Annotated in this window: 23 protein-coding genes; 7 read left to right on the top strand and 16 right to left on the bottom strand. The window is 61.9% G+C overall.

Going from position 1 to position 20,177, the window contains the following annotated elements:
- Nucleotides 1-16 precede the first annotated feature (16 nt).
- The 3 genes from LPU83_RS55800 to LPU83_RS55790 form a co-directional block, all read right to left on the bottom strand.
- Nucleotides 17-1,279: an MFS transporter gene (locus LPU83_RS55800; RefSeq protein ID WP_024318259.1), complete on the bottom strand. Its 1,263-nt coding sequence runs from the start codon at nt 1,277-1,279 to the stop codon at nt 17-19.
- Nucleotides 1,280-1,596: 317 nt separating this feature from the next.
- A complete protein-coding gene (locus LPU83_RS55795; protein WP_024317301.1) occupies nt 1,597-2,811 on the bottom strand; it encodes a CmpA/NrtA family ABC transporter substrate-binding protein in 1,215 nt (404 codons plus the stop codon).
- On the bottom strand, nt 2,808-3,425 hold the full coding sequence (locus tag LPU83_RS55790) for an ANTAR domain-containing response regulator (RefSeq protein ID WP_024317300.1): 618 nt from the start codon (nt 3,423-3,425) through the stop codon (nt 2,808-2,810). The genes LPU83_RS55795 and LPU83_RS55790 overlap by 4 nt, the downstream gene beginning before the upstream one ends.
- Nucleotides 3,426-3,863: 438 nt before the next feature.
- Between LPU83_RS55790 and LPU83_RS55785 the strand changes: the two genes are divergently transcribed.
- Nucleotides 3,864-4,574: an alpha/beta hydrolase gene (locus LPU83_RS55785; protein WP_231052263.1), complete on the top strand. Its 711-nt coding sequence runs from the start codon at nt 3,864-3,866 to the stop codon at nt 4,572-4,574.
- A gap of 78 nt (nt 4,575-4,652) precedes the next feature.
- Here the strand turns inward: LPU83_RS55785 and LPU83_RS55780 are convergent, their stop codons facing one another.
- The 3 genes from LPU83_RS55780 to LPU83_RS55770 all read right to left on the bottom strand — a co-directional run bounded on the left by LPU83_RS55780 (nt 4,653) and on the right by LPU83_RS55770 (nt 6,115).
- On the bottom strand, nt 4,653-4,916 hold the full coding sequence (locus LPU83_RS55780) for a DUF2312 domain-containing protein (RefSeq protein ID WP_007527482.1): 264 nt from the start codon (nt 4,914-4,916) through the stop codon (nt 4,653-4,655).
- Between the two features lie 90 nt (nt 4,917-5,006).
- Entirely contained in the window at nt 5,007-5,312 is a 306-nt protein-coding gene (locus LPU83_RS55775) for a DUF1244 domain-containing protein (protein ID WP_024317299.1), read from the bottom strand.
- 11 nt (nt 5,313-5,323) lie between these two features.
- Entirely contained in the window at nt 5,324-6,115 is a 792-nt protein-coding gene (locus tag LPU83_RS55770) for an N-formylglutamate amidohydrolase (RefSeq protein ID WP_024317298.1), read from the bottom strand.
- A gap of 198 nt (nt 6,116-6,313) precedes the next feature.
- Here LPU83_RS55770 and LPU83_RS55765 point away from each other — a divergent pair, with 198 nt between their 5' ends.
- The 3 genes from LPU83_RS55765 to LPU83_RS55755 all read left to right on the top strand — a co-directional run bounded on the left by LPU83_RS55765 (nt 6,314) and on the right by LPU83_RS55755 (nt 9,011).
- Nucleotides 6,314-6,799: a DUF1036 domain-containing protein gene (locus tag LPU83_RS55765; protein WP_024317297.1), complete on the top strand. Its 486-nt coding sequence runs from the start codon at nt 6,314-6,316 to the stop codon at nt 6,797-6,799.
- Nucleotides 6,799-8,238, top strand: coding sequence for a pyruvate kinase (gene pyk / locus LPU83_RS55760; protein WP_024317296.1), 1,440 nt, complete (start codon nt 6,799-6,801; stop codon nt 8,236-8,238). The genes LPU83_RS55765 and pyk overlap by 1 nt, the downstream gene beginning before the upstream one ends.
- 137 nt (nt 8,239-8,375) lie before the next feature.
- Entirely contained in the window at nt 8,376-9,011 is a 636-nt protein-coding gene (locus LPU83_RS55755; RefSeq protein ID WP_024317295.1) for a LysE family translocator, read from the top strand.
- Between the two features lie 7 nt (nt 9,012-9,018).
- Here the strand turns inward: LPU83_RS55755 and LPU83_RS55750 are convergent, their stop codons facing one another.
- The 3 genes from LPU83_RS55750 to LPU83_RS55740 are packed head-to-tail and all read right to left on the bottom strand — an operon-like array spanning nt 9,019 to nt 10,384.
- Nucleotides 9,019-9,570, bottom strand: coding sequence for a DUF4865 family protein (locus LPU83_RS55750; RefSeq protein WP_024317294.1), 552 nt, complete (start codon nt 9,568-9,570; stop codon nt 9,019-9,021).
- Nucleotides 9,567-9,965, bottom strand: coding sequence for a cupin domain-containing protein (locus LPU83_RS55745; protein WP_029710297.1), 399 nt, complete (start codon nt 9,963-9,965; stop codon nt 9,567-9,569). Before LPU83_RS55745 ends, LPU83_RS55750 begins: the two co-directional genes overlap by 4 nt.
- Entirely contained in the window at nt 9,965-10,384 is a 420-nt protein-coding gene (locus LPU83_RS55740; protein ID WP_024317292.1) for a tautomerase family protein, read from the bottom strand. The genes LPU83_RS55745 and LPU83_RS55740 overlap by 1 nt, the downstream gene beginning before the upstream one ends.
- A gap of 107 nt (nt 10,385-10,491) precedes the next feature.
- Here LPU83_RS55740 and LPU83_RS55735 point away from each other — a divergent pair, with 107 nt between their 5' ends.
- Nucleotides 10,492-11,421 carry a LysR substrate-binding domain-containing protein gene (locus LPU83_RS55735; RefSeq protein ID WP_024317291.1) on the top strand — a complete coding sequence of 310 codons (930 nt, stop codon included), beginning with the start codon at nt 10,492-10,494 and terminating at the stop codon, nt 11,419-11,421.
- Here LPU83_RS55735 and LPU83_RS55730 read toward each other — a convergent pair.
- On the bottom strand, nt 11,412-12,356 hold the full coding sequence (locus LPU83_RS55730; protein WP_024317290.1) for a GlxA family transcriptional regulator: 945 nt from the start codon (nt 12,354-12,356) through the stop codon (nt 11,412-11,414). The genes LPU83_RS55735 and LPU83_RS55730 overlap by 10 nt on opposite strands.
- Nucleotides 12,357-12,475: 119 nt before the next feature.
- On the opposite strand from LPU83_RS55730, the gene LPU83_RS55725 reads away from it, so the two are divergent.
- On the top strand, nt 12,476-13,273 hold the full coding sequence (locus tag LPU83_RS55725) for an SDR family NAD(P)-dependent oxidoreductase (RefSeq protein WP_024317289.1): 798 nt from the start codon (nt 12,476-12,478) through the stop codon (nt 13,271-13,273).
- Nucleotides 13,274-13,303: 30 nt separating this feature from the next.
- Here the strand turns inward: LPU83_RS55725 and LPU83_RS55720 are convergent, their stop codons facing one another.
- Together LPU83_RS55720 and LPU83_RS55715 are read right to left on the bottom strand one after the other, a co-directional pair.
- Nucleotides 13,304-14,278 (bottom strand): threonine ammonia-lyase, encoded by a 975-nt coding sequence (locus LPU83_RS55720; RefSeq protein ID WP_024317288.1) that lies wholly within the window; start codon nt 14,276-14,278, stop codon nt 13,304-13,306.
- A gap of 69 nt (nt 14,279-14,347) precedes the next feature.
- On the bottom strand, nt 14,348-15,409 hold the full coding sequence (locus LPU83_RS55715) for a helix-turn-helix domain-containing protein (RefSeq protein WP_024317287.1): 1,062 nt from the start codon (nt 15,407-15,409) through the stop codon (nt 14,348-14,350).
- Nucleotides 15,410-15,568: 159 nt separating this feature from the next.
- Between LPU83_RS55715 and LPU83_RS55710 the strand changes: the two genes are divergently transcribed.
- Nucleotides 15,569-16,276 carry a hypothetical protein gene (locus tag LPU83_RS55710; protein ID WP_024317286.1) on the top strand — a complete coding sequence of 236 codons (708 nt, stop codon included), beginning with the start codon at nt 15,569-15,571 and terminating at the stop codon, nt 16,274-16,276.
- Here the strand turns inward: LPU83_RS55710 and ggt are convergent, their stop codons facing one another.
- The 4 genes from ggt to ykgO form a co-directional block, all read right to left on the bottom strand.
- The gene (ggt, locus tag LPU83_RS55705) at nt 16,277-18,016 is read right to left on the bottom strand and encodes a gamma-glutamyltransferase (RefSeq protein WP_024317285.1); all 1,740 of its coding nucleotides are present in this window, start codon (nt 18,014-18,016) and stop codon (nt 16,277-16,279) included.
- 99 nt (nt 18,017-18,115) lie between these two features.
- Nucleotides 18,116-19,189 (bottom strand): alpha/beta fold hydrolase, encoded by a 1,074-nt coding sequence (locus tag LPU83_RS55700; protein ID WP_024317284.1) that lies wholly within the window; start codon nt 19,187-19,189, stop codon nt 18,116-18,118.
- A gap of 64 nt (nt 19,190-19,253) precedes the next feature.
- Nucleotides 19,254-19,868 carry a tetratricopeptide repeat protein gene (locus LPU83_RS55695; protein ID WP_024317283.1) on the bottom strand — a complete coding sequence of 205 codons (615 nt, stop codon included), beginning with the start codon at nt 19,866-19,868 and terminating at the stop codon, nt 19,254-19,256.
- 106 nt (nt 19,869-19,974) lie between these two features.
- On the bottom strand, nt 19,975-20,100 hold the full coding sequence (ykgO, locus tag LPU83_RS55690; protein ID WP_003566454.1) for a type B 50S ribosomal protein L36: 126 nt from the start codon (nt 20,098-20,100) through the stop codon (nt 19,975-19,977).
- Between the last annotated feature and the right edge of the window lie 77 nt (nt 20,101-20,177).

Raw genomic sequence — 20,177 nt, 5'->3', positions numbered from 1 at the left:
GTTTCAGGTCCTCAGATCAGGTGGCGGCGACGGCTTGTGTGGAGAGCCCACGGCGGTCGAGTTGCTTGACCGACAGGTGCATCCAGATGAGCGAGACCACGACGACCGCAAAGAGCAGCATGAAACAGCTCGACCAGAGGCCGGTCATGTCCTTGAGCAGGCCGAAGGCGATGGGCAGGATGAAGCCGCCAAGGCCGCCCATCATGCCGACGATGCCGCCGACGGCCCCGACGTTTTCGGGGTAGTAGGCGGGGATATGCTTGTAGACGGCAGCCTTGCCGAGGCTCATGACGAAGCCGAGGGCGAAGATGACGACGATGAAGACAACCGGCGTGATCCCGAGAGCAGCGCCGGTCCCGGCCGCCGGGAGCGACAGGATGAGCGTTGCGACGGCTGACACGGCAAACATTGCGTACATGACGCTGCGTGCGCCCTTCTTGTCGGCGAGAACGCCGCCGAAGGCGCGGAAAATGCTGCCCGGAATGGAATAGGCGGCCGCGACCATCCCGGCGACACCCAGATTGAAGCCGTAGACGCCGACCAGATAGCGGGGCAGCCACAGCGACAGGGCAACGAAGCCACCGAAAGCGAAGAAGTAATAGAGCGAGAAGCGCCAGACCTGTGCGTTCTTCAGCGGTGCGAATTCCTGAAGCAGGCTCTTGGAGGCAACGCCTCGCTCACGGCGGAGACGGAAGGCCGGATCATCTGTCGTGGTGAACCAGAAGACGATCGCCATCAGCGCCAGGCCGACGGCCCAGATCTGGGCAACAGCCTGCCAGCCCCAGGCGATCAGGACGAAAGGCGCTGCGAATTTGGTCACAGCCGCACCGACGTTGCCGGCGCCGAAAATGCCGAGCGCCGTTCCCTGCTTCTGCGCTGGAAAGAAAGGCGAGACATAGGCGACACCGACCGCGAAGGAACCGCCGGCAAGCCCGACGCCGAGGCCGGCGATCAGCATCTGCGTATAGGTGTGGGCATAGGAGAGGAGGAAGGTCGCCACGGCGGCGGCCAGCATGGTCAGCGTGTAGACGAGGCGGCCGCCATAACGGCCGGTCCAGATGCCAAGGACGATGCGCACGAGCGAGCCGGTTAGGACAGGCGTGCCGATGAGCAATCCGAACTCGGCCTCATTCAGGCCGAGTTCCTCCTTGATGCGAATGCCGATGATCGCGAAGATCGTCCAAACGGCAAAACAGAGGGTGAAGGCAATCGTGGACATCCACAATGCTTTGGCTGGTTCGCCGGCGGACATGGACTGCGTATTCTTGATAACAGACATGGCTTCTCCGGGGCCCGACAAGGTCGTGCCGATCCATCGCTAGGGGTTAAAAACAAAAAGCCGCTGGTCAGGGCGCGCATGCACGCGAGGTGCGCGGGCTATCCTGATCAGCGGCTTTGCTGTGGGCGCCCGTCGTTGGACACCGAATTCTTGGCCTCTTGGCCTGCTTATCGCAAAGCAAGGCGCGTGCCAGTTTTTCAAGTGCTTGTTTTTAAATGGCTAAGATTGATTGCCTAGATCGGGCGGCATTGTCTGCGCTAACGCATTTTGCAGCAATCGCTCTAAAAATTGTGCAATGCGCATAAAATAAGCAGGCGCTAGGATTGGCTCTGAATGGCGATGTAGCCATCCACGTCATCCGGATCGAATAGGCCGCCGTCGAAGAATCCGTCCGGCCCGAGCGTCAGGGCGCCGCTGGAGCCGACGGGCGTTTCGAGGCGGAGCGCGCCTTCCACCTTGGAGCTTGCCGCCGGCATGGCAATGCCGAGGCTCTTCAGCGCGCTTCGGTAGATGTCGGGCCGGTAGGTGTCGTTGGCGATCTGCTGGCGTTCTGTCGTGTGCCGGATGTGTCCCCAGCGAACCATCTGTGTATAAAACCACAGGGCGTGGCTCTTCCATGGAAATGTCGCCGCCTTGGCATTGGGGACGAAAAAGTCCTTGATGCTCAGCGTCTCGCCTCCGCCGATGTGCAGGAGACCGGCCAATGCGGGTAGCAGGCTTTCTGCGGGTCGATCCACATAGGCGGGCTTCGCCAGCAGGTGGGCAAGCTCCTCGTGATTGCCGGTGTCTGCGCACCAGAGGGAGGCGGTGTAGAGAGCCTGCAGGAGAGCTGCCAAGGCCTCCGGGTGGCCGTCGGCCCAGCGGCTGTTGACGCCAAGGACCTTTTCCGGGCTCGATTTCCAGATGGCGGCCTTCACCGTCGCCAGATGGGCGCGGTTGTGGAGCACGCCGAGCGTGTTCCATGGCTCTCCGGCGCAGTAGCCGTCGATAATGCCGGCCGTCAGCGCGTCAGCCATATCAGGGGGAGGCAGAATGCCGATCTCCACATCCCGGTCGGGATCGATGCCGCTCGCGGCCAGCCAATAGCGCAGCTCGTAATTATGGCCCGAATAGGGATGGACGACGCCAAAGCGAAGCCGTTCGCCTTTGCGGCGATCGATGACCTGCCGCAGAGCAAGGCCGCTGGAGCGAGCATCGAGATCGGGCAAGGCGCCGCATTCGGCCATTTCGTTCCATAGACCGGCGGAGACGGTCACGGCGTTACCCCCAAGCCCAAGCGCCAGCGGCACGATCATGCGCGGAGCCGGTGCGGTTAGCCCGAGATTGCAGGCGATCGGCATGGGAGCGAGAATATGCGCCACGTCGAAATGGCTAACCGCAAGTCGGTCGCGAATCGTCGCCCAAGAGCGTTCGCGTACGAGCGTGAGGTCGATCTCCTGTTCCGCCGCAAAGCCCTTTTCCTTGGCGGCGACCAGAAGAGCGCTGTCAAGAAGCGGCAGGAAGCCGGCGGTGATCTGATGTGTGCTCGTCATGCGTCGGTTCCCGGGTCCAGAAGGCTTGCGGCGGTAATCAGGCTTTGGGCGATCTCGACGATCTTCCTGTTCTGGTTCATGGCCGTTCGCCGCATGAGCGCATAGGCCTCGTCTTCCGACAGCCCGCGGGATCGCATCAGCAATCCCTTCGCGCGGTCGATCAGCTTGCGGTTCTCCAGTTCTCCGCGCGTCTCCTCCAACTCGCGGTTCAGGCGCGAGAAGGCATTGAAACGGCTGATCGCCATCTTGAGGATCGGGCGCACACGCTCCTGCTTTAGGCCGTCGACGATATAGGCGGAAACGCCGGCCTCGACGGCGGCTTCGATCGAAGCCTCGTCGGACTTGTCGACAAACATTGCAATGGGGCGTTTTACCGCGCGCGAGATCTGGAAGATGCTTTCCAGCATGTCGCGGTTCGGGTTCTCGATGTCGATGACGATGACATCGGGGTTGATCTCCATGATGCGCCTCGCAAGGCCGTTCATGTCGTCGATGATCGTGACATTGTCGTAGCCCGCCTCGCGCAGCCCAACCTCGATGATCGACGCCCGGATGCTGTTCTCGTCGATGACGAGCACATTGAGGTCGCTGGGCGTGGAAGAACGGTTGGCCACGGGTCTACCGCCGGTCGCTAATGTCAGGCATGCGCATCGAATGAGATAGCGCCGTCATTGGTATCGCGAAAGGTGCCATGCTGTTGTTGTACTGCCCTGTGATCTTTGAGGCTGCTATCGAAGCCCGTCGGGAGGCCATTGAATGCGCGAACGACGCCTCAAAATCAAGCAGTTTATACTGCTGCTTATTCTATGAGCATACGCGCCTGAGCAAGGAGGCCGCTCTTTGCGCAAATCCGCACATGTTAGAAGGGCACGACACTGCGGTACATTTAGCCGCGAAGCCTGACATATCGGCGATACGTCGCACTGACCAGATTGCCACGCCTTCAGCCGATGCCTCCAGATCTTTTCCGGGCCTGAATGCGTCATAAACCAAAAGGAGTGACCGCATGAATCGTCGTATCGTTTCCACTTTCGCGCTTGCACTCGCCACCAGTGTCATCGCCGTTGCGGCCCAAGCCCGCAGATCAAGAACATCGTATCGTTCACGGCGCCTTCGCCGATGGGTCCAGCTGGCGCAAGGCTACCGAAATTTTGGAGCGGCGCGGCTTTCATGTCACGCTCGTGCAGGAACCTCTGACTTCCCTGGCCGACGATATCGCCGCAACGAACCGCGTGTTGGACCTGCAGGATGGGCCGACGCTATTGGTCGGCCACAGCTATGGCGGCATGGTCATTACCGAAGCGGGTCACAACCCGCACGTCAACGGGCTTGTTTATGTGGCAGCCTTCCAGCCTGACAAGGGCGACGATCTGGCCACCCTTGCCGGCTCAAAGCCACCGGCCGGAACAAGCATCAAGGAAACCAAGGACGGCAAATACCTTTATCTCGACCCAAGCGCATATCATGCCGATTTTGCCGCCGACGTCCCTAAGGGCGAAGCGGCCTTCCTCGCCCAGTCGCAGGTCTTTGCTGCCAAGGAGGCTCTGACCACGAAAGTCGGCGATCCCGCCTGGCGGACGAAAAAGAGCTGGTCGATCGTTTCGACAGAGGATCGCGCCATCAACCCCGAGTTGGAGCGGACGATGGCAAAACGCGCCGGCAGCCTGGTTACCGAGATCAAGTCCAGTCATGCCGTCTTCGCATCACAGCCCAAGAAGGTCGCCGACGTGATCGAGAAGGCGGCCAAGGAAGCTGGCAGATAAGATCTGCCGAGCGCAAACTCGGCACAAAAAGAAAGCCGCCGAGGGGATCGGCGGCTTTGAACGGAATAAGTGGAAAACTCAACCTTCCGGCGGCGCTTCGATCATGCCGAGCGCATGCAGATAGGTGTCGAGGATTGCGTCCTCTTCCATGCGTTCCTGCTCGTCCTTCTTGCGCAGCGCAACGACCTTCTTGAGGATCTTTGTATCGAAGCCCATGCCCTTGGCTTCGCCATAGACGTCCTTGATGTCGTCGGCGATGGTCTTCTTTTCTTCTTCCAGGCGTTCAATGCGCTCCACAAAAGCGCGAAGCTGGTCGCGGGCGACGCCATGAGCATCAGACATCGTGTTCTCCTGATAGGGGGTGTGAAATTCGGATGGCGTTGACTGCCGCGAAGCGTGCTCGGGGTCAAGCCGATTCAGGTCGCAAGGGGACTATTTGTGCGGCTTGTTCAGTTCAAATGCGGCTTTTTGCTTGGACGAGGCTTCGTTCTGATGGAGATTTCTCCAATCCTCATATGGCATCCCGTAGACGATTTCGCGCGATTCGTCCTTTGATAGCGCGACGCCTTCGGCCTCGGCCGCCTCGCGATACCAGTTGGACAGGCAATTGCGGCAGAAGCCGGCCAGGTTCATCAGGTCGATATTCTGCACGTCGCTGCGCTCGCGCAGATGCTCCACGAGGCGGCGAAAAGCCGCAGCCTCGAATTCGGTCTGCTGTCGTTTCGTCAGGGCGGCCATCTCGGTCTCCTTCATTCGTACGGGCCGGTGCGCGATACGTGGACATTATACTCGTGCAGCGCCGGATTGGCGTTCATCGTCTGAAAGATCGGCGCGAGACGCTTTGCCCACGCGGCAATGCCGGGCTCGTCGCCGATCAGGTCCTGACGCACCTCCAGCAGCGCGTGCGGGATGCCGGTCAGCATGCAATGCCGATACATCGTATCGCCCTTCAGTGCGCCGTCGTAGGGCTCGTTGTCACCGACCACGAGATCGGGATCGCTGCGCAACATATCAAGCAGGGGAGCGACTGCGCGATGGTCGGTATCCCACAGAACGGCGGCGTGCCAAGGGCGAGGGAAGTGCTTCCAGACCGGCGTATAGGAATGAAGCGAGAGAACGAGCGGCGCACTCCCGGTCTTGTTTGCCACCCTGTCGATCGTTTCACTGACGGCATGGTGATAAGGCCGGTGGAACGTTTCGACCCGGTAATTCCATTCCTCAGCGGTGATCGGATGATTGCCCGGAACGATCGCGCCGTCTGATATCTTCATGATCAGTGTGGGGTCGTCCTCACCACGATTCGGGTCAATCAGCAAACGCGAAAAGCCGCCCAGCACGGCGGGCACACCGAGTTTCGTCGACAGGTTCCGTACGAGTCCCTCGATGCCGATGTCATAGGCGATGTGACGCTCGAATGCACTGTCCGGCAAGCCAAGCCTGCCATAGCGCTCCGGCAGTCGGTTCATCGCGTGATCGCCGAGGAGCACCATGCCTTTGTCATGATCGCCGGCTAATAGTTCAAGTGATTTGAAAGTGCTCATGAAGGAAATGGCCGATCGCAGTTTACGGGGCTGTCTCTGATCGCACGGGGCACGCACGGGTTCAAGCGCGGTTGGCAAGCAAAGGCCGCGGCCCGGTCCAAGTACGGCCGGCCATCCGGAATATAATCGATTAGCATTGCGTTGACATTCGCGGGGAGGCAGCGCAAGAAGGCACAACAACGAATAACCGGGAGCCAATTGGAAGTCGTGTTGATCCAGACCGCGCCAAGTTTCCTTACGCGTTCCGGGCCGCTTGCCCGTTTTGCCCTTTTTGTTCTTACGGCGTTCTCGCCGTTCTTCATTGCCGATGTGGCCCGCGCGGATTTCCGCGTATGCAACGGAACACAGAATCTGGTGGGCGTGGCGATCGGATATCGAGCCAAGGATGGCTGGATGACGGAAGGCTGGTGGCAAGTGCCGGCGACGACCTGCGCGACGCTGATCGAAGGGGAGTTGCAGTCCCGATATTATTATCTCTACGCCGAAGACGCTGCCCGGGGAGGCCGATGGACGGGTGACGTACAGATGTGCGTGGCGGAAAACGAGTTCAAGATCACGGGGGTCAATGACTGCTACGCCCGTGGCTATCAGAAGATGGGGTTCAAGGAATATGACACGGGCCGCCAGGGCAGCTGGATGGTTCAACTTTCCGATACCCCCGGCACGCAAGAAAGCCCGAATTGATGAAGCGCAACCGCAAAATTAAAATCCTCGCTACCCTCGGACCCGCCTCGTCCGAGGAATCGATGATCGAAAAGCTGCACCAGGCCGGTGCGGACGTCTTCCGCATCAACATGAGCCACGCCAGCCATGACGTCATGCGCACGCTGATTAAGCGGATCCGCGCCGTCGAAGCGCGCTCCGGCCGTCCGATCGGCATCCTCGCCGACCTGCAGGGCCCGAAGCTGCGCGTCGGCAAGTTTGCCGAAGGCAAGGTCGACCTGAAGCCGGGCGATACCTTCACGCTCGACAACAAGGACGTTGCCGGCGACGCCACCCGCGTGTTCCTGCCGCATCCGGAAATCCTGGAATCGGTGCAGCCCGGGCACCGGTTGCTGATCGATGACGGCAAGCTCGCACTGCGCGCCGAAAAGTGCGACGGCAAGAGCATCGTCACGACGGTTATATCAGGCACCAAGATCTCCGACCGCAAGGGCGTCAGCCTTCCCGATACACTGCTCACCGTCGGCGTGCTGACGGACAAGGACCGCACGGACCTCGCAGCGGTTCTCGAAACCGATGACGTCGACTGGGTCGCGCTCTCCTTCGTGCAGCGCCCGGAAGATCTGGCCGAAGTGCGCAAGATCGCGCGCGGCCGCGTCGGCATCATGTCGAAGATCGAAAAGCCGCAGGCGATCGAGCGCATCGAGGAAATCATCGAGCTCTCCGACGCCCTCATGGTTGCCCGTGGCGATCTCGGCGTCGAAATGCCGCTCGAATCCGTTCCGGGCATCCAGAAGCAGCTGATCCGCGCCTGCCGCCGCTCGGGCAAGCCTGTCGTCGTCGCCACGCAGATGCTGGAATCGATGATCTCCGCGCCGGTCCCGACACGCGCCGAAGTGTCTGACGTCGCCACCGCCGTTTTCGAAGGCGCCGATGCCGTCATGCTGTCGGCCGAATCCGCGTCTGGCGACTATCCGGTCGAAGCGGTCGCGACGATGGCCTCCATCGCCACCGCCATCGAGCGCGAGCCGCACTATCCCGGCATCATCTACGCGCAGCGTGCGCAGCCGGAGGCAACCGGGGCCGACGCGATTTCGCTCGCCGCCCGCCAGATCGCCGAAACGCTGCGCCTGTCGGCCATCGTCTGTTACACCTCGTCCGGCACAACCGGTCTTCGCGCCTCGCGCGAGCGTCCGCAGGTACCGATTCTGGCGCTGTCGCCGGTTATCCAGACCGCCCGCCGCCTTGCTATCGTTTGGGGCCTGCACTGCGTCGTCACGCATGACGCGACGGACCTCGACGACATGGTCAACCGTGCCTGCCGTATCGTTGCCGACGAAGGCTTCGGCAAGCCGGGCGACCGCATCATCATCTCGGCCGGCGTGCCGCTTGGAACGCCGGGCGCGACCAACATGCTGCGCATCGCCTATATCGGCTCCGACGGCCAGACCGGCATCTGAGACTCGCCGCAGGGATTGAACGAAAGCCCGTCGCCTGACACAGGCGGCGGGCTTTCTGTTTTCAGCCCACGCGTTATGCTCCCTTGTGTAGGACACCTGCAAATGCAAGTCTGCGCCCCGAAGACCGGGAGGGTATCATGCAGACAGTCACGCTTCTTGCGTTCGCAGCCGTTTCCTTCGTTGGCATCGCCACGCCGGGACCAACGGTGCTTCTGGCGATGACGAACGGTTCGCGCTACGGCGTCAGGCGTGCTGCTGCCGGCATGGTGGGCGCCGTGCTGTCGGATTTCGTGCTGATCGGGGCGGTTTCGATCGGTCTCGGCGCGCTGCTGGCGGCTTCGGAATTCTGGTTCTCGGCTCTCAAATATGTCGGCGCCGCCTACCTGGCTTTTCTCGGCATCATGATGTTGCGGTCGAAAGGCACGATCGATGCCGCCTTGAAGCAAGGGACTGCGGCCGCGACCGAAACGCCGTTTTCGATCGGTCTGAAGAGTTTCATGGTCGCGGTGACCAATCCGAAGGGCTATCTCTTCTTCTCGGCCTTCCTGCCACAGTTCATCGATCCAACGAGCCCGCAGGCGGTTCAGTATACCGTGCTGGCGCTGGTGTTCGCCACGCTCGATTTCACTATCATGCTTGCCTATGCGGTGTTCGGCGCGCAGGCTGTGCGCTTCCTCAAGACGAGCGGCGCGCTCTGGCTCGAGCGCGCCTGCGGCGGCGCGCTACTGGCACTGGCTGGTTCGCTGGCGCTCTATCGTCGGGCGACGGTGTGATCTAGACCTAGGGCAGGCAGACGTGTCCGACGCGATAGATCTGGCTTGAGCCTGAGATGAGCGGAGCCGTTCGGTGCAGGCTGAAGCGCACCAGCGTCCAGTTCGTTGGGTCAAAAGCGCAGACGCAGGCCAAGACCTCGGCCTGTCGCGCCTCGCGTTGCGCGCGTTTGCTCTCGTCCTCTCTGATCTGCGCCAGCGGGGCGTAGGGCTCTATCATCATGGTCCCCTCGGAGGCGAATTTGGCGTCTGTGACCGCGGATGCGGTGTCGGCGTGCCACACGATCCATGTCTTCACATGGGGCCAACCAAAGGACTGGGTCAGTCTTTCGAAGCCGGGTCCGGTGAGAAAATCGCTTGCGCCCTGCGGCTGTTGCCACAGGTAGAAGGGCGCGTAAAGATTTTCGCTGGATCCGAACTCGCCCTTGCGGGCGCTGAGATAGGCCTTGAAGCCGAGGCCCGGAAATCCGTCCAACATCGGTCCCTTGTCGCGGATACGCCGGTCGATGATCGACATGTCGTAGTCGGCCGGCAGCCTGAAGCTGTACTGCATCGCCATCATGTCAGAGCCTCCACCGGTTCATGCCAGTCGACGAAGCGGCCGGCTTCGTTAGCCTGGATGCTGAGATAGCTGAAGGGGCTGTCGCGTCCGGCGCCGTGCCAGTGCTTTTCGCCGGCGGCAAACCAGACGGCATCGCCCGGCCGCAGCTCTTCCACCACACCGCCTGCGCGCCGCGCCAAGCCTTTTCCCGACAACGCATAGAGCAGCTGGCCGCGCGGGTGCGTGTGCCAATGCGTGATCGTGCCCGGATCAAGGGTCGCCCGCATTGCCGTGTTCTCGCCATCGGCAGCCGCTTCCAACAACATCTCCACCCAGAACGGTGCGGTGGCACTGCCATCCGGCGAGCGAACGGCATTCCCCGGGCGGCGGATCGTCATGCGTTGGGGATTGCCCATCACGCAGCACTCCCGAATGCTTGGGCTTCCCAGCCGGGCTCGCTCATCTGCGCCCTTCCGTCGCCGAACGACCACTCATCCGGCGATGTGGTGGTGACGACGATCATGATGTCTTCCGGCCGGATGCCAGGCGATTGTCCTAAAAGCTCGGCGGCGCGCTTGAAGAATGCCTGCCGCACCTGCGTCGAGCGCGGCTTTCCCGCCGTGATCGCAAAAAGCGCGAAGTCGTCGGAGCGAGGTCCGGCCAGATAGTTGCGGTCGAAGATCAGCTCCGCCGGTTCATGCTGATGGATGACCTGGAAGCGATCGGCATGCGGCACGTTGAATGTCTCGACCAAGGCGCGATGAATGTTGTCCGAAACGGCGCGAAGATACTCCGGCGACTTGCCACGCAGGAGAGAAATACGAACGAAAGGCATGACAGCCCCTCTCAGTGAATTCTTGACAGGAGGAGCATCGCACGTCACGATAATGCATAAAATCAGAATTTTATGGATTAATTATCCACTAAAACGGGACTATTGCGATGCGACGGACGATCTTCGACCTCGATGTGCTGAGGACCTTTGCGACCGGGATGGAGCTTGGCAACTTCGCGAGAGCGGCCGACCGGCTCGGCCGCTCGACCTCGGCCGTCAGCGCCCAGCTGAAGAAGCTGGAGGAACAGGCGGGCACCCCGATCTTCCGCAAGGCGGGGCGCGGCCTTGCGCTCACCGATGCCGGCGAGACGATGCTGGCCTACGCGCGCCGGCTGCTGGAACTGAACGACGAAGCGGCTGCCGCGGTACAGAGCATGGAGCTCGAGGGCTGGGTGCGGCTCGGACTACAGGAGGACTTTGGCGAGACCCTGCTGCCCGACGTGCTTGGACGCTTTGCGCGTGCGCATCCGAAGGTCCGCATCGAGGCGCGGGTGGTGCGCAATATCGAACTGATCGAGCGCGTCACGACCGGCAAGCTCGATCTGGCGCTGACATGGAGCGAGGGTACATTGACGCCACATTGCGACAAGATCGCCGACGTCCCGATGCGCTGGATCGGACCGGCGGAAGAGGCGGTCGGCTGGAACCCCGGCAGCGGCGAGCCGGTGCCGCTCGCCTCGCTGGAGGCCCCGTGCCTGCTGCGCACCGCGGCGACAAAGGCGCTCGATGCGGCGGGCATTGCCTGGCGGCTTGCCTTCGTCAGTCCCAGCCTTGGTGGATTGTGGGCGGCGACGGCCGCGGGCCTCGGCATTACCATCCGCACCCCGATCGGATTGCCACGAAAGGTCAAGCCACTCCTCGCGAAGGAGGCCGGGTTGCCAGAGCTCCCGTCGCTCGGTCTTGTCCTGCATCGTGCCGAGGCGGAGCCCGGGCCGGCCGCGGCCCGGCTTGCGTCAATCATGCTGCAATCGGTCGGCGAGGCGGTCGCCGATGTCGTGCCGCAGGCCGTCCGCTCTGCCGCGAGGGCTTATGCCTGATACTCGCGCTGCGCGTTGCGGCGGATCACCTGCGGTGGCTGGCCAAAGGCGCGCAGGAAGGCGCGGCGCATCCTCTCGCGGTCGGCGAAGCCCGTTTCCGCGGCAACGACATCGATCGGATGCCGGCCTTGTTCCATCATCAGGCGCGCGGCCTCGAGGCGCAGGTTCTCCACCGCCTTTGCCGGCGATTGCCCCGTCTCGGCTCGGAATGTCCGGCTGAACTGGCGGGGGCTCAGGTGTGCTGCTTCTGCCAGCTCCTCGACGGAGAGCGTGTTCTTAAGGTTGCTGCGTGCATGCGCGAGCGCCTTCTGGATGCGGTCCGATTTCGGCTCCAGTTCCAATAGCGCTGAGAATTGCGACTGGCCGCCGGCGCGGCGATGATAGACGACGAGTTTGCGGGCAACGGCGCGAGCGACATCCGCGCCATGATCCTTCTCGACCATGGCAAGCGCCAAATCCACACCGGCCGTCATGCCAGCCGAGCTCCACACGGAGCCGTCGATGATAAAGATCCGATCTTCCTCGATCTTGATCTTCGGGTAGCGCGATTGCAGTTCACGGGCGAGAAGCCAATGCGTCGTGGCGCGGCGACCATCCAGAACGCCTGCCTCGGCCAGCAGGAAGGCGCCGGTGCAGATCGAGGCGACGCGCCGGGAGGCGGCAAGGGCGTTGCGGATGAAGTCGCTCTCCTGCGCTGTCGGCAGTTTGATGCCGACAGCGCCCGACACCAGCAGCGTATCGAAGGCCGGATCGTCGAAGCGGCTGGTTTCGACCGTGACGCCGAAGGAACCCGGCACCGGTCCTCCGCTCTCCGAGAGGTAGGTGATGTCGTAGACCTGCTCGTCGAGTTCGAGGTTGGTGAACTCGAATGCCGAGATCGCAGCCAGGCTCATCATCTGGAAGCCGGGAAAGAGCAAAACGGCAATGCGCTGCATGGCTCAAAACTCTATTTGTCCTAAATGGTGGTTTATATGACATTCAAGACATTGGCAACTGAGCGTAAGACTCCCTTCAAGCGGACAGCAGGTGCCGTTGCTCAACATGGAGAAAGACAATGACCGAACAGCACAAAGGCACCGCGTTCGTCACCGGCGCGTCATCCGGCATCGGTGCCATCTATGCCCAGCGGCTCGCAAAGCGCGGCTACGATCTCATTCTTGCTGCCCGCAATGCCGAACGCCTTTCCGAACTCGCGGCGAAATTGACCAGAGAGACGGGCAGGACGGTCGAGACGGTTCCCGCCGATCTTGGCGACAGGGCCGATCTGGCGCGCGTCGAGGCGGTGTTGAAGAGCGACCGCAGCATCACGCTTCTTGTCAACAATGCCGGTTTCGGCGGCACCGCACCGCTGCTTGCCTCCGATGTCGACAAGATGCAAGCGATGGTGGACCTCAACGTCACGGCGCTGATGCGGCTGACCTATGCCGCCGTGCCCGGTTTCGTGGCGCGTGGCGGCGGCGCGATCATCAACATCGCGTCGATCGTCGCGATCGCGCCTGAAATCCTGAACGGCGTCTATGGGGCCAGCAAGGCCTTTGTTCTGGCCTTCAGCCAGTCGCTCAGGCACGAGTTGGCGGACAAGAACATCCGCATCCAGGCTGTCCTGCCGGGAGCGACGGCGACCGAATTCTGGGGTATTGCCGGCACGCCGGTCGACCACCTGCCGACCGAGATCGTCATGTCGGCGGAAGACATGGTGGACGCAGCTCTCGCCGGCTTCGACCAGGGCGAATTCGCGACCATCCCGGCCCTCGAAGAAGCCGCACTGCTAAAGGCCTACGAGGATGCACGCCAGGCGCTGATGCCGAACATGTCACGGTCGGCACCGGCCGCGCGCTACAAGGCTGTGTGAGGAAAGTGATGAGGCAGGCTTGTCCTGCCTCTACCCATGCCGAGCCAGTGCGCCGGCGAAGATATCGGCGTCGACGTTGCCTCCCGAGGTGACGACGACGACGTTGTCTTCTTCCAGTTGATCGCCATGGAACAGCGCTGCGGCAAGTGCCACCGCGCCGCCGGGTTCGACGACGATCTTCAGCCGCACGAAGGCGAGCGCCATAGCGCGGAGCGCCTCTTCGTCGGTGACAACGATGCCGGCACCCGCGAGGCGCTGCAGGATCGGGAAGGTGATATTGCCGGGTTGCGGCGTGAGGATCGCATCGCAGATGGAGCCGGTCATCGCCGCGTTGCGTTCGATCTTGCCCGAGGCCAGCGACCGTGTCGTGTCGTCGAAACCTTCAGGTTCGCAGGGGCGCACGCGAAATGCGGGCGCACTTGCCTCGAGCGCCAGGGCAATCCCCGATGTCAGGCCGCCGCCGCCGCAGGGGATCAAAACCTCAGCCGACCTGATGCCTTCTTCTTCCGTCTGCTCGGCGATCTCAAGACCTGTCGTGCCTTGTCCGGCGATCACCTGAGGTTCGTCGAAGGGCTTGATCAGCGTCAGCTTGCGCTCGCCCGAAAGAGCAGCGCCGATGGCGTCTCGATCCTGCGTCGCGCGATCGTAGAGCACAACGTCGGCGCCGAGCGCGCGGGTGTTGGCAATCTTCAGCTTCGGGGCGTCCGACGGCATGATGATAACCGAAGGAACGCCATGAAGCTTCGCTGCGAGCGCCACGCCTTGCGCGTGATTGCCTGACGAAAAAGCGATGACGCCGCGTGCGCGCACGGCAGGATCGAGTGCGGAAACGGCCGACCAGCCGCCCCGGAATTTGAAGGAGCCGGTATGCTGCAGGCATTCGGCTTTCACGAACACCCGTCGTCCGGCAAGCTCGTCGATGAAGGGAGAGGAAAGAAGCGGCGTGCGGCGCGCATGTCCGCGCAGGCGGGCGCGGGCGGCAACGATCATTTCAATGCTGACCATGGAGACTCTTTCAAATAACGGAACGCTCTTGCATAGGGCCGCACGCGATGCTTGTGAACGGTGACTTTGTCACCGTGACACGAAAAGCGTCGGGCGCGTTCCGGCAGCCTCTGGCTTGTGGCGACTTCGCCGCCGGAATTCGCTTGGGTTGGTGCCGGCGACGCGTAGAAATTCGCGATTGAAATTCGACTTGCTGATGAAGCCGCAATCGAACATCAGCCGTGTGACGGGGTCGTCCGTGTTTACAAGCGTCTCGCAGGCCGCACGGATTCGGTAGTCGTTCACATATTGCGAGACGCTGACGCCGTGGACGCGGTTGACCGCTATCGAAACGCGGCGGGCCGGCAGATTCATCTTGCGGGCAATGCGGCCGAGATTGAGGTCCGGATCGCGGTAGATCTGCCGAGATTGCATGAGATTTTCCAGCGCGCCGGCGATCGCATCGTCTTCCTGGTTCGGTACGGGTGGGGCGGGCGGTTCCGAGGCTGTCGTGACGATCGACTGACTGCCGCTGGCGATAGAGGCCGCGGTGCCAAGGATCAGGAGCGTGATCACGTTGCCGAGCGCGACAATCGCGCCGGCATGGAGACCGCCGCTCTGCTCGAGGTCAAGGCTGATCGCAATATCGGCCGCTGCCGAGGCGATCAGCGCCACGCCAGTGATCAAGAGAGATCGGTAGGATAGAAGAGCGCCATCGAGGCGCGAGGAGACTAGCGCGTCGGGACCTTGACGGCCCAGCCAAAGCAGGGCCGCTCCATAAGCGAGGAAGATGACGGTCAGGATAGGGCCGATCGGGTCGCGCCAGAACACCAAGAGAGCGACGATCGATACGCTTGGCAAAATATGCGGCCAGAAGCGGAGGAGCGATGCCGGGCCATCCGTGGCGAGATTGCGAAAGCTAATCCAAGCGAGCGCCGCAATCAGCGAGGCGACGACCGACTGGGCCGGCAGGATCTCGATCACGTCATAGCCCCAGCGGATGCCGATCAGGATCGATTGCAGCGTGTAGGCAGCAATGACGAGCAGGAACGGACGCTTCTCCTGTTCGGCCCAATCGTTCTGCCGCAGCATCCGCACGAGCAGGATGGCGAGCAGCAACGCGACGACAAAAGGAAGCGGAACGAAGATCATGACGGCGGGTCCGGTATGGCGCGTTCAATAACTGCACGACTATGGCCTTGATCGCAATCGCGGGCGACCCGGATCGCGATTAAGGTCTCCAGATCGTGTCTTGCTCTTCACCTTGCACGCAGTCGCCAGCCGATGGCCGGCCCGTTCAAGGAGAAATCGATGACACTGATCCTCTTCATACCTGCATTCATCCTGACGCTTGCTTGCGCCTTTGCCGATGTTCGAACGCCGGGCGAGGCACTCGATATTTCCTCCGTCCGTTCCGTCGTCATCAGCGGCGACGCCAGCGACATCAGGCTGACCACGACCAACACGGAACCCTACAGGGCCAACACGAGCGCGCGGCGCAGCGGCTGGTTCTCATCCTGGTATTCCAGCTGGTTCTTCAACGGCTGCCGCGATCGAACCGCAATGCGCATCGATCGAACGGTCCTGAAAATCGAGGTGATGCAGACCTCATGGACGGATCTTTCGGATTGCGCGCCCGAGGTTTCGGCCAATCTTTTGCCGGGCGCCATCGTGCGCATCGACCAGCAGGCGGTAAGGGCACGATTGGATGGCGATTTCGCCAGCGTTGCAATCTCCAGCAAGGCGGCCGACATCACCTTCGACGGCCACGCGACCGGGATCGATATCCTCGGTGCGGCGGTGCGCGCACGGCTACGCTACGACACGATCCGGCAGGACGAGACGGTCAGCATCAATGCGCAGTCGCTGCAGGCGGATCTAGAGTTCGGGAGCGGCGTGCCGGTGGACTATTCCGTGATCGCCAAGGCGTCCTATGTCGATAGCCTGGAGCCGAGTGTGCAAGGCGCCAGGCCGCATGTCAGTATCAAGGGCGATTTTGTCCATGCGCGTATCCGCTAACTAGTAACCGCCGGCAGAACCCTCGGTGGCGCGGCTGTCCATCACGCCATAATAGCGTGCGCCGCCGCCCTTCTCGATATCGGCAAGGCTTTTGCCGCCGACAAGAATACCGGCGGCCTGTCCCCATTGCGGCGGGCCGCTGCCATCATCAAGCGTATGGCCCATCGCGATCAATGCCCGGATCGTATCGGGCGAGAGCGTGTAGGGCTCGAGATAGATCTTGTCCGGCTGCCATTGGTGGTGAATGCGCGGGGCATTGACCGCCTGGCTGATGTCCATGCCGAAATCGATGACGTTGAGGATCGCTTCGAGGGTGATGGTGATGATGCGCGAGCCGCCGGGGCTGCCGACCACCATGAAGGGCTTGCCGTCCTTGGTGACGATGGTCGGGCTCATGGAGGAGAGCGGCGTCTTCTTCGGCGCGATCGCATTGGCTTCGCCCTGCACGAGCCCGTAAAGGTTCGGAACGCCGGGCTTGGAGGTGAAGTCGTCCATCTCGTTGTTGAGCAGGATGCCTGTGCCGGGCGCAACGACGCCGGCGCCAAAGGATCCATTCAGCGTGTAGGTGACCGCGACGGCATTTCCTTCGTCGTCGACGATCGAGTAATGCGTGGTCTCGACGCTTTCCTTGACGCCTAGGGGTTTCAGGTTGGCAGAGGTGCCGGCTTTGTAGGGATCGATCTTGGCGCGGATCGCCTTGGCGTAGCCCTTGTCGAGCAGTGTCGATACCGGGTTCTCCACGAAATCAGGATCGCCGAGGGCCGCATTGCGGTCGACATAGGCGTAGCGCATAGCCTCGACCATCAGGTGAACCGTCTCGGCGGAGCCGTAGCCGAGGAAGGAGAGCGGGTAGTCTTCCAGCACGTTGAGGATTTCGCAGATAATGACGCCGCCGGACGAGGGAGGAGGCGAGGAGATGATGTCGTAGCCGCGGTAATTGCATTCGATCGGCTTCAGTTCACGGACCGCGTATTGTTCGAAATCCTCCTTGGCAAGAATGCCGCCCGTCGCCTGGCTCGCCTTGACGATCGCGTCGGCTGGCACGCCCTTGTAGAAGGCATCCGATCCCTTATCCGCGATGCTGGAAAGTACCGCGGCGAGGTCGGGTTGAACGAGCTTCTCGCCGGCGGCGTAAGGCTTTCCCTCCGCCTTCAGGAAGATCTTTGCGGCGGCCTCGTCCTTCGCGAGCCTTTTGGCGCTGCCGGCGATGCTGGCCACGTCGCCTTGTTCCAGCGTGAAGCCTTCCTTGGCGTAGCGAATGGCCGGCGCCAGCAGATCCTGCCTTGACTTCGTGCCGTATTTCTCGCGGGCTATCTCAAAGCCCATGACGGATCCGGGCACGCCGACGGCGAGATAGCCGTCGAGGCTGGCGCGGGGAACGATATCGCCCTTGGCGTCGAGATACATGGTCTTCGTGGCCGCCAACGGCGCACGCTCGCGGAAATCGAGAAATGTCGTCTTGCCGTCTTTCAGGCGGATCGTCATGAAGCCACCGCCGCCGATGTTGCCGGCTGTCGGGTAGACGACGGCGAGCGCATAGCCGACGGCGACTGCGGCATCGACGGCGTTGCCGCCGTTCTTCAGCACATCGACGCCGACGTTGGTCGCCAGATGCTGGGCTGTTACGACCATGCCATGCTCGGCTTCAACGGGCGTGGGCGAAGCGGAGAGCGCCGGCGGAGCAAGTGAAAGCGACAGCGCGGCGACAGCCGCAAATATTCTGATGTGGGGGTGATCCATGACTTCCCTCAAAGCATGACGGTGCAATGGATATGGGACGCAGTGAGCGCTAGACAATGCACTGCTGTCCGCTACGGGCGCTGTTCGGTCGCTAAAGGATCAGTTTTCCGCCGTGACAGGTGGCGCCAGTCCGGTCGGGTCGCCCAGGGGAGCCACAATGTCTGTCGGCGCAGCCGGTGTCTGTCGCGCCAAACGTTGTTCGGCCTTGCGTGCGGCGGCCTGGAGGTCGCGGCTGGCCCCACCGATTTTTTCGAGTGCGGCAATGGCGACATCGGTGACCACATAGTCAGGCTTGTGGCCGAGGCCACGGATCTTCACCAGTTCGGAGCCGGCGATATCGAGGGCCAGTCCCTGCGAATGAAGGTGCTCCCAAACGATGCCATCGCTGTCACCAGTAATGATAACCGTCGGCGCGGTGATCCTGGAGTATTGCGGAGATTGCGCCTTGAGGTAGTCAAGCAGGCGCGTGCAATCGACAGCGTTGTGGAAGAACGCACGCGGCCGCAGCACCAGGGTAGGACCTGTCTTCGCGATATAATCTTCCGGACGTGGATTGGGCCGGAAGACGTTTTGTGTTGCTTGCTCCAACCGCCGCAAGCCAAGCGGCACGACTACGGCGTGGGTGAAGAGCCAACCGAGTATGGGCATCGCCGCAAGGTGATAGTACCATTCGACGCCGCCTGGCCAGGGATGTGTCGCCGGGGCCAGAAAGAGCAGGCCTTCAGTCTTGTCAGGATGGCGCACGCCGAAGGCAGCCGCAATGGCGCCGCCGAAGGAATGGCCGACGACGATGGCCCGTTTGATGCCCCGGCTTTCCATCAGTTTTGCGATCGCGTCTGCCTGTCCTGAGGGCAAGGCATTCTCCGGACCGCCGCGCTCCGAATAGCCGTGGCCAGGGCGGTCGACGAAGAGCATTTCGGCACGGCCTTCCAGCGGCTGCAGGAAGGCGCCGACTTGATCGAGCAGGTTGCCGCTTGCACCATGGATGAAAACAATGGGCGGCAGGTCGGCCGTCTCTGGACGTGCGACGTGAAAGGCGTTCAGCCGGTAACCGCCGATATCCGTCAGCTCGCCGATGTTCGGGGATGTCGCCTCGAATTGACGTCCTTTGTAGGAGGAGTAGCCGATGGCGGCGGCGATGGGTGCAAGGAGGGCGGAGGCTACGGCAAGCATGGCTACATCTGTCAAAATCACGTGACCAATACGTAAGATTGGCCCTCGTGGTTCACCGTCAAGATCAGGTGCGGCTGCCGGCCAGCTTTTCGGAGAGTGTATTCATCTGCTCCTGGGCGCTTCGATTGGCCGGATAGACCTCCAGGAAACGTTCCCAGGCTTTCAGGGCCAGCTGGTCGTTGCCCGATTCGGTGAGAATGGCGGCCATGCCGGAGAGTGCGCCGAAGTGGCGTGGTTCGAGGTCGAGCACATGCTCGATGTCGGACATCGACTTGCGATAGCTGTCATTGGCGTAGTTGAGCGTCGCCCGGCGATTCCAGCTTTCGGCGTAATCCGGCTTGAGGGCGATCGCCTGGTCGAGGAAATCGAGGGCGGCAGCGGTGCGTTTCTCCTGGATCGCCTTATCGGCCCATTGCATCAAGAGGTTGACGGTCGCGCTGCCCGAGTCGTTCCACTGGGTGCGGATTTCGTCGGCGATACCACTCGCCTTGTCAGGGTCGCGCTCGCGCTTCAGCTGTGCGTAGAGCTGATCCAGATGCTGCTTTGGTGAGAGGTTCGCGTCCGGCTGCTCGACGATGACTTCCTTCTCCGCAGCTGCGGCAGGGGACATGGGAGCGAGCAGGGAAAGAGACAGCGGCAGCGCCGCACAGGTCATAGCAAAAAAGCGCATGGCGGGCATAGTAGCCCGCCATCGCTGAAGATCAAAGCAATTTGATTTGATTGCCGAAGCAATCCCCCGACAGGCACGGGCGCAAAATGCCACGAAACCGTCCAGGCGCGCTATATCAGCCCTGGCGAGCCTTGAAGCGTGGGTTCAGCTTGTTGATGATGTAGATGCGGCCCTTGCGGCGAACCAGGCGGTTGTCACGATGACGAGCCTTGAGCGACTTGAGCGAATTCTTGATCTTCATTGTTTTGATCCGCGATGTTTGAGGGGGAATTCACATTCGCCCGTATCTATTACATTCAAAAGCGCGCTCAGGGCGCG

Origin of the sequence: Rhizobium favelukesii, assembly GCF_000577275.2 — a bacterium.
Classification (GTDB): domain Bacteria; phylum Pseudomonadota; class Alphaproteobacteria; order Rhizobiales; family Rhizobiaceae; genus Rhizobium; species Rhizobium favelukesii.
The sequence above is the reverse complement of the archived record's forward strand: the minus strand, read 5'-3'. Positions and strand labels throughout refer to the sequence as shown.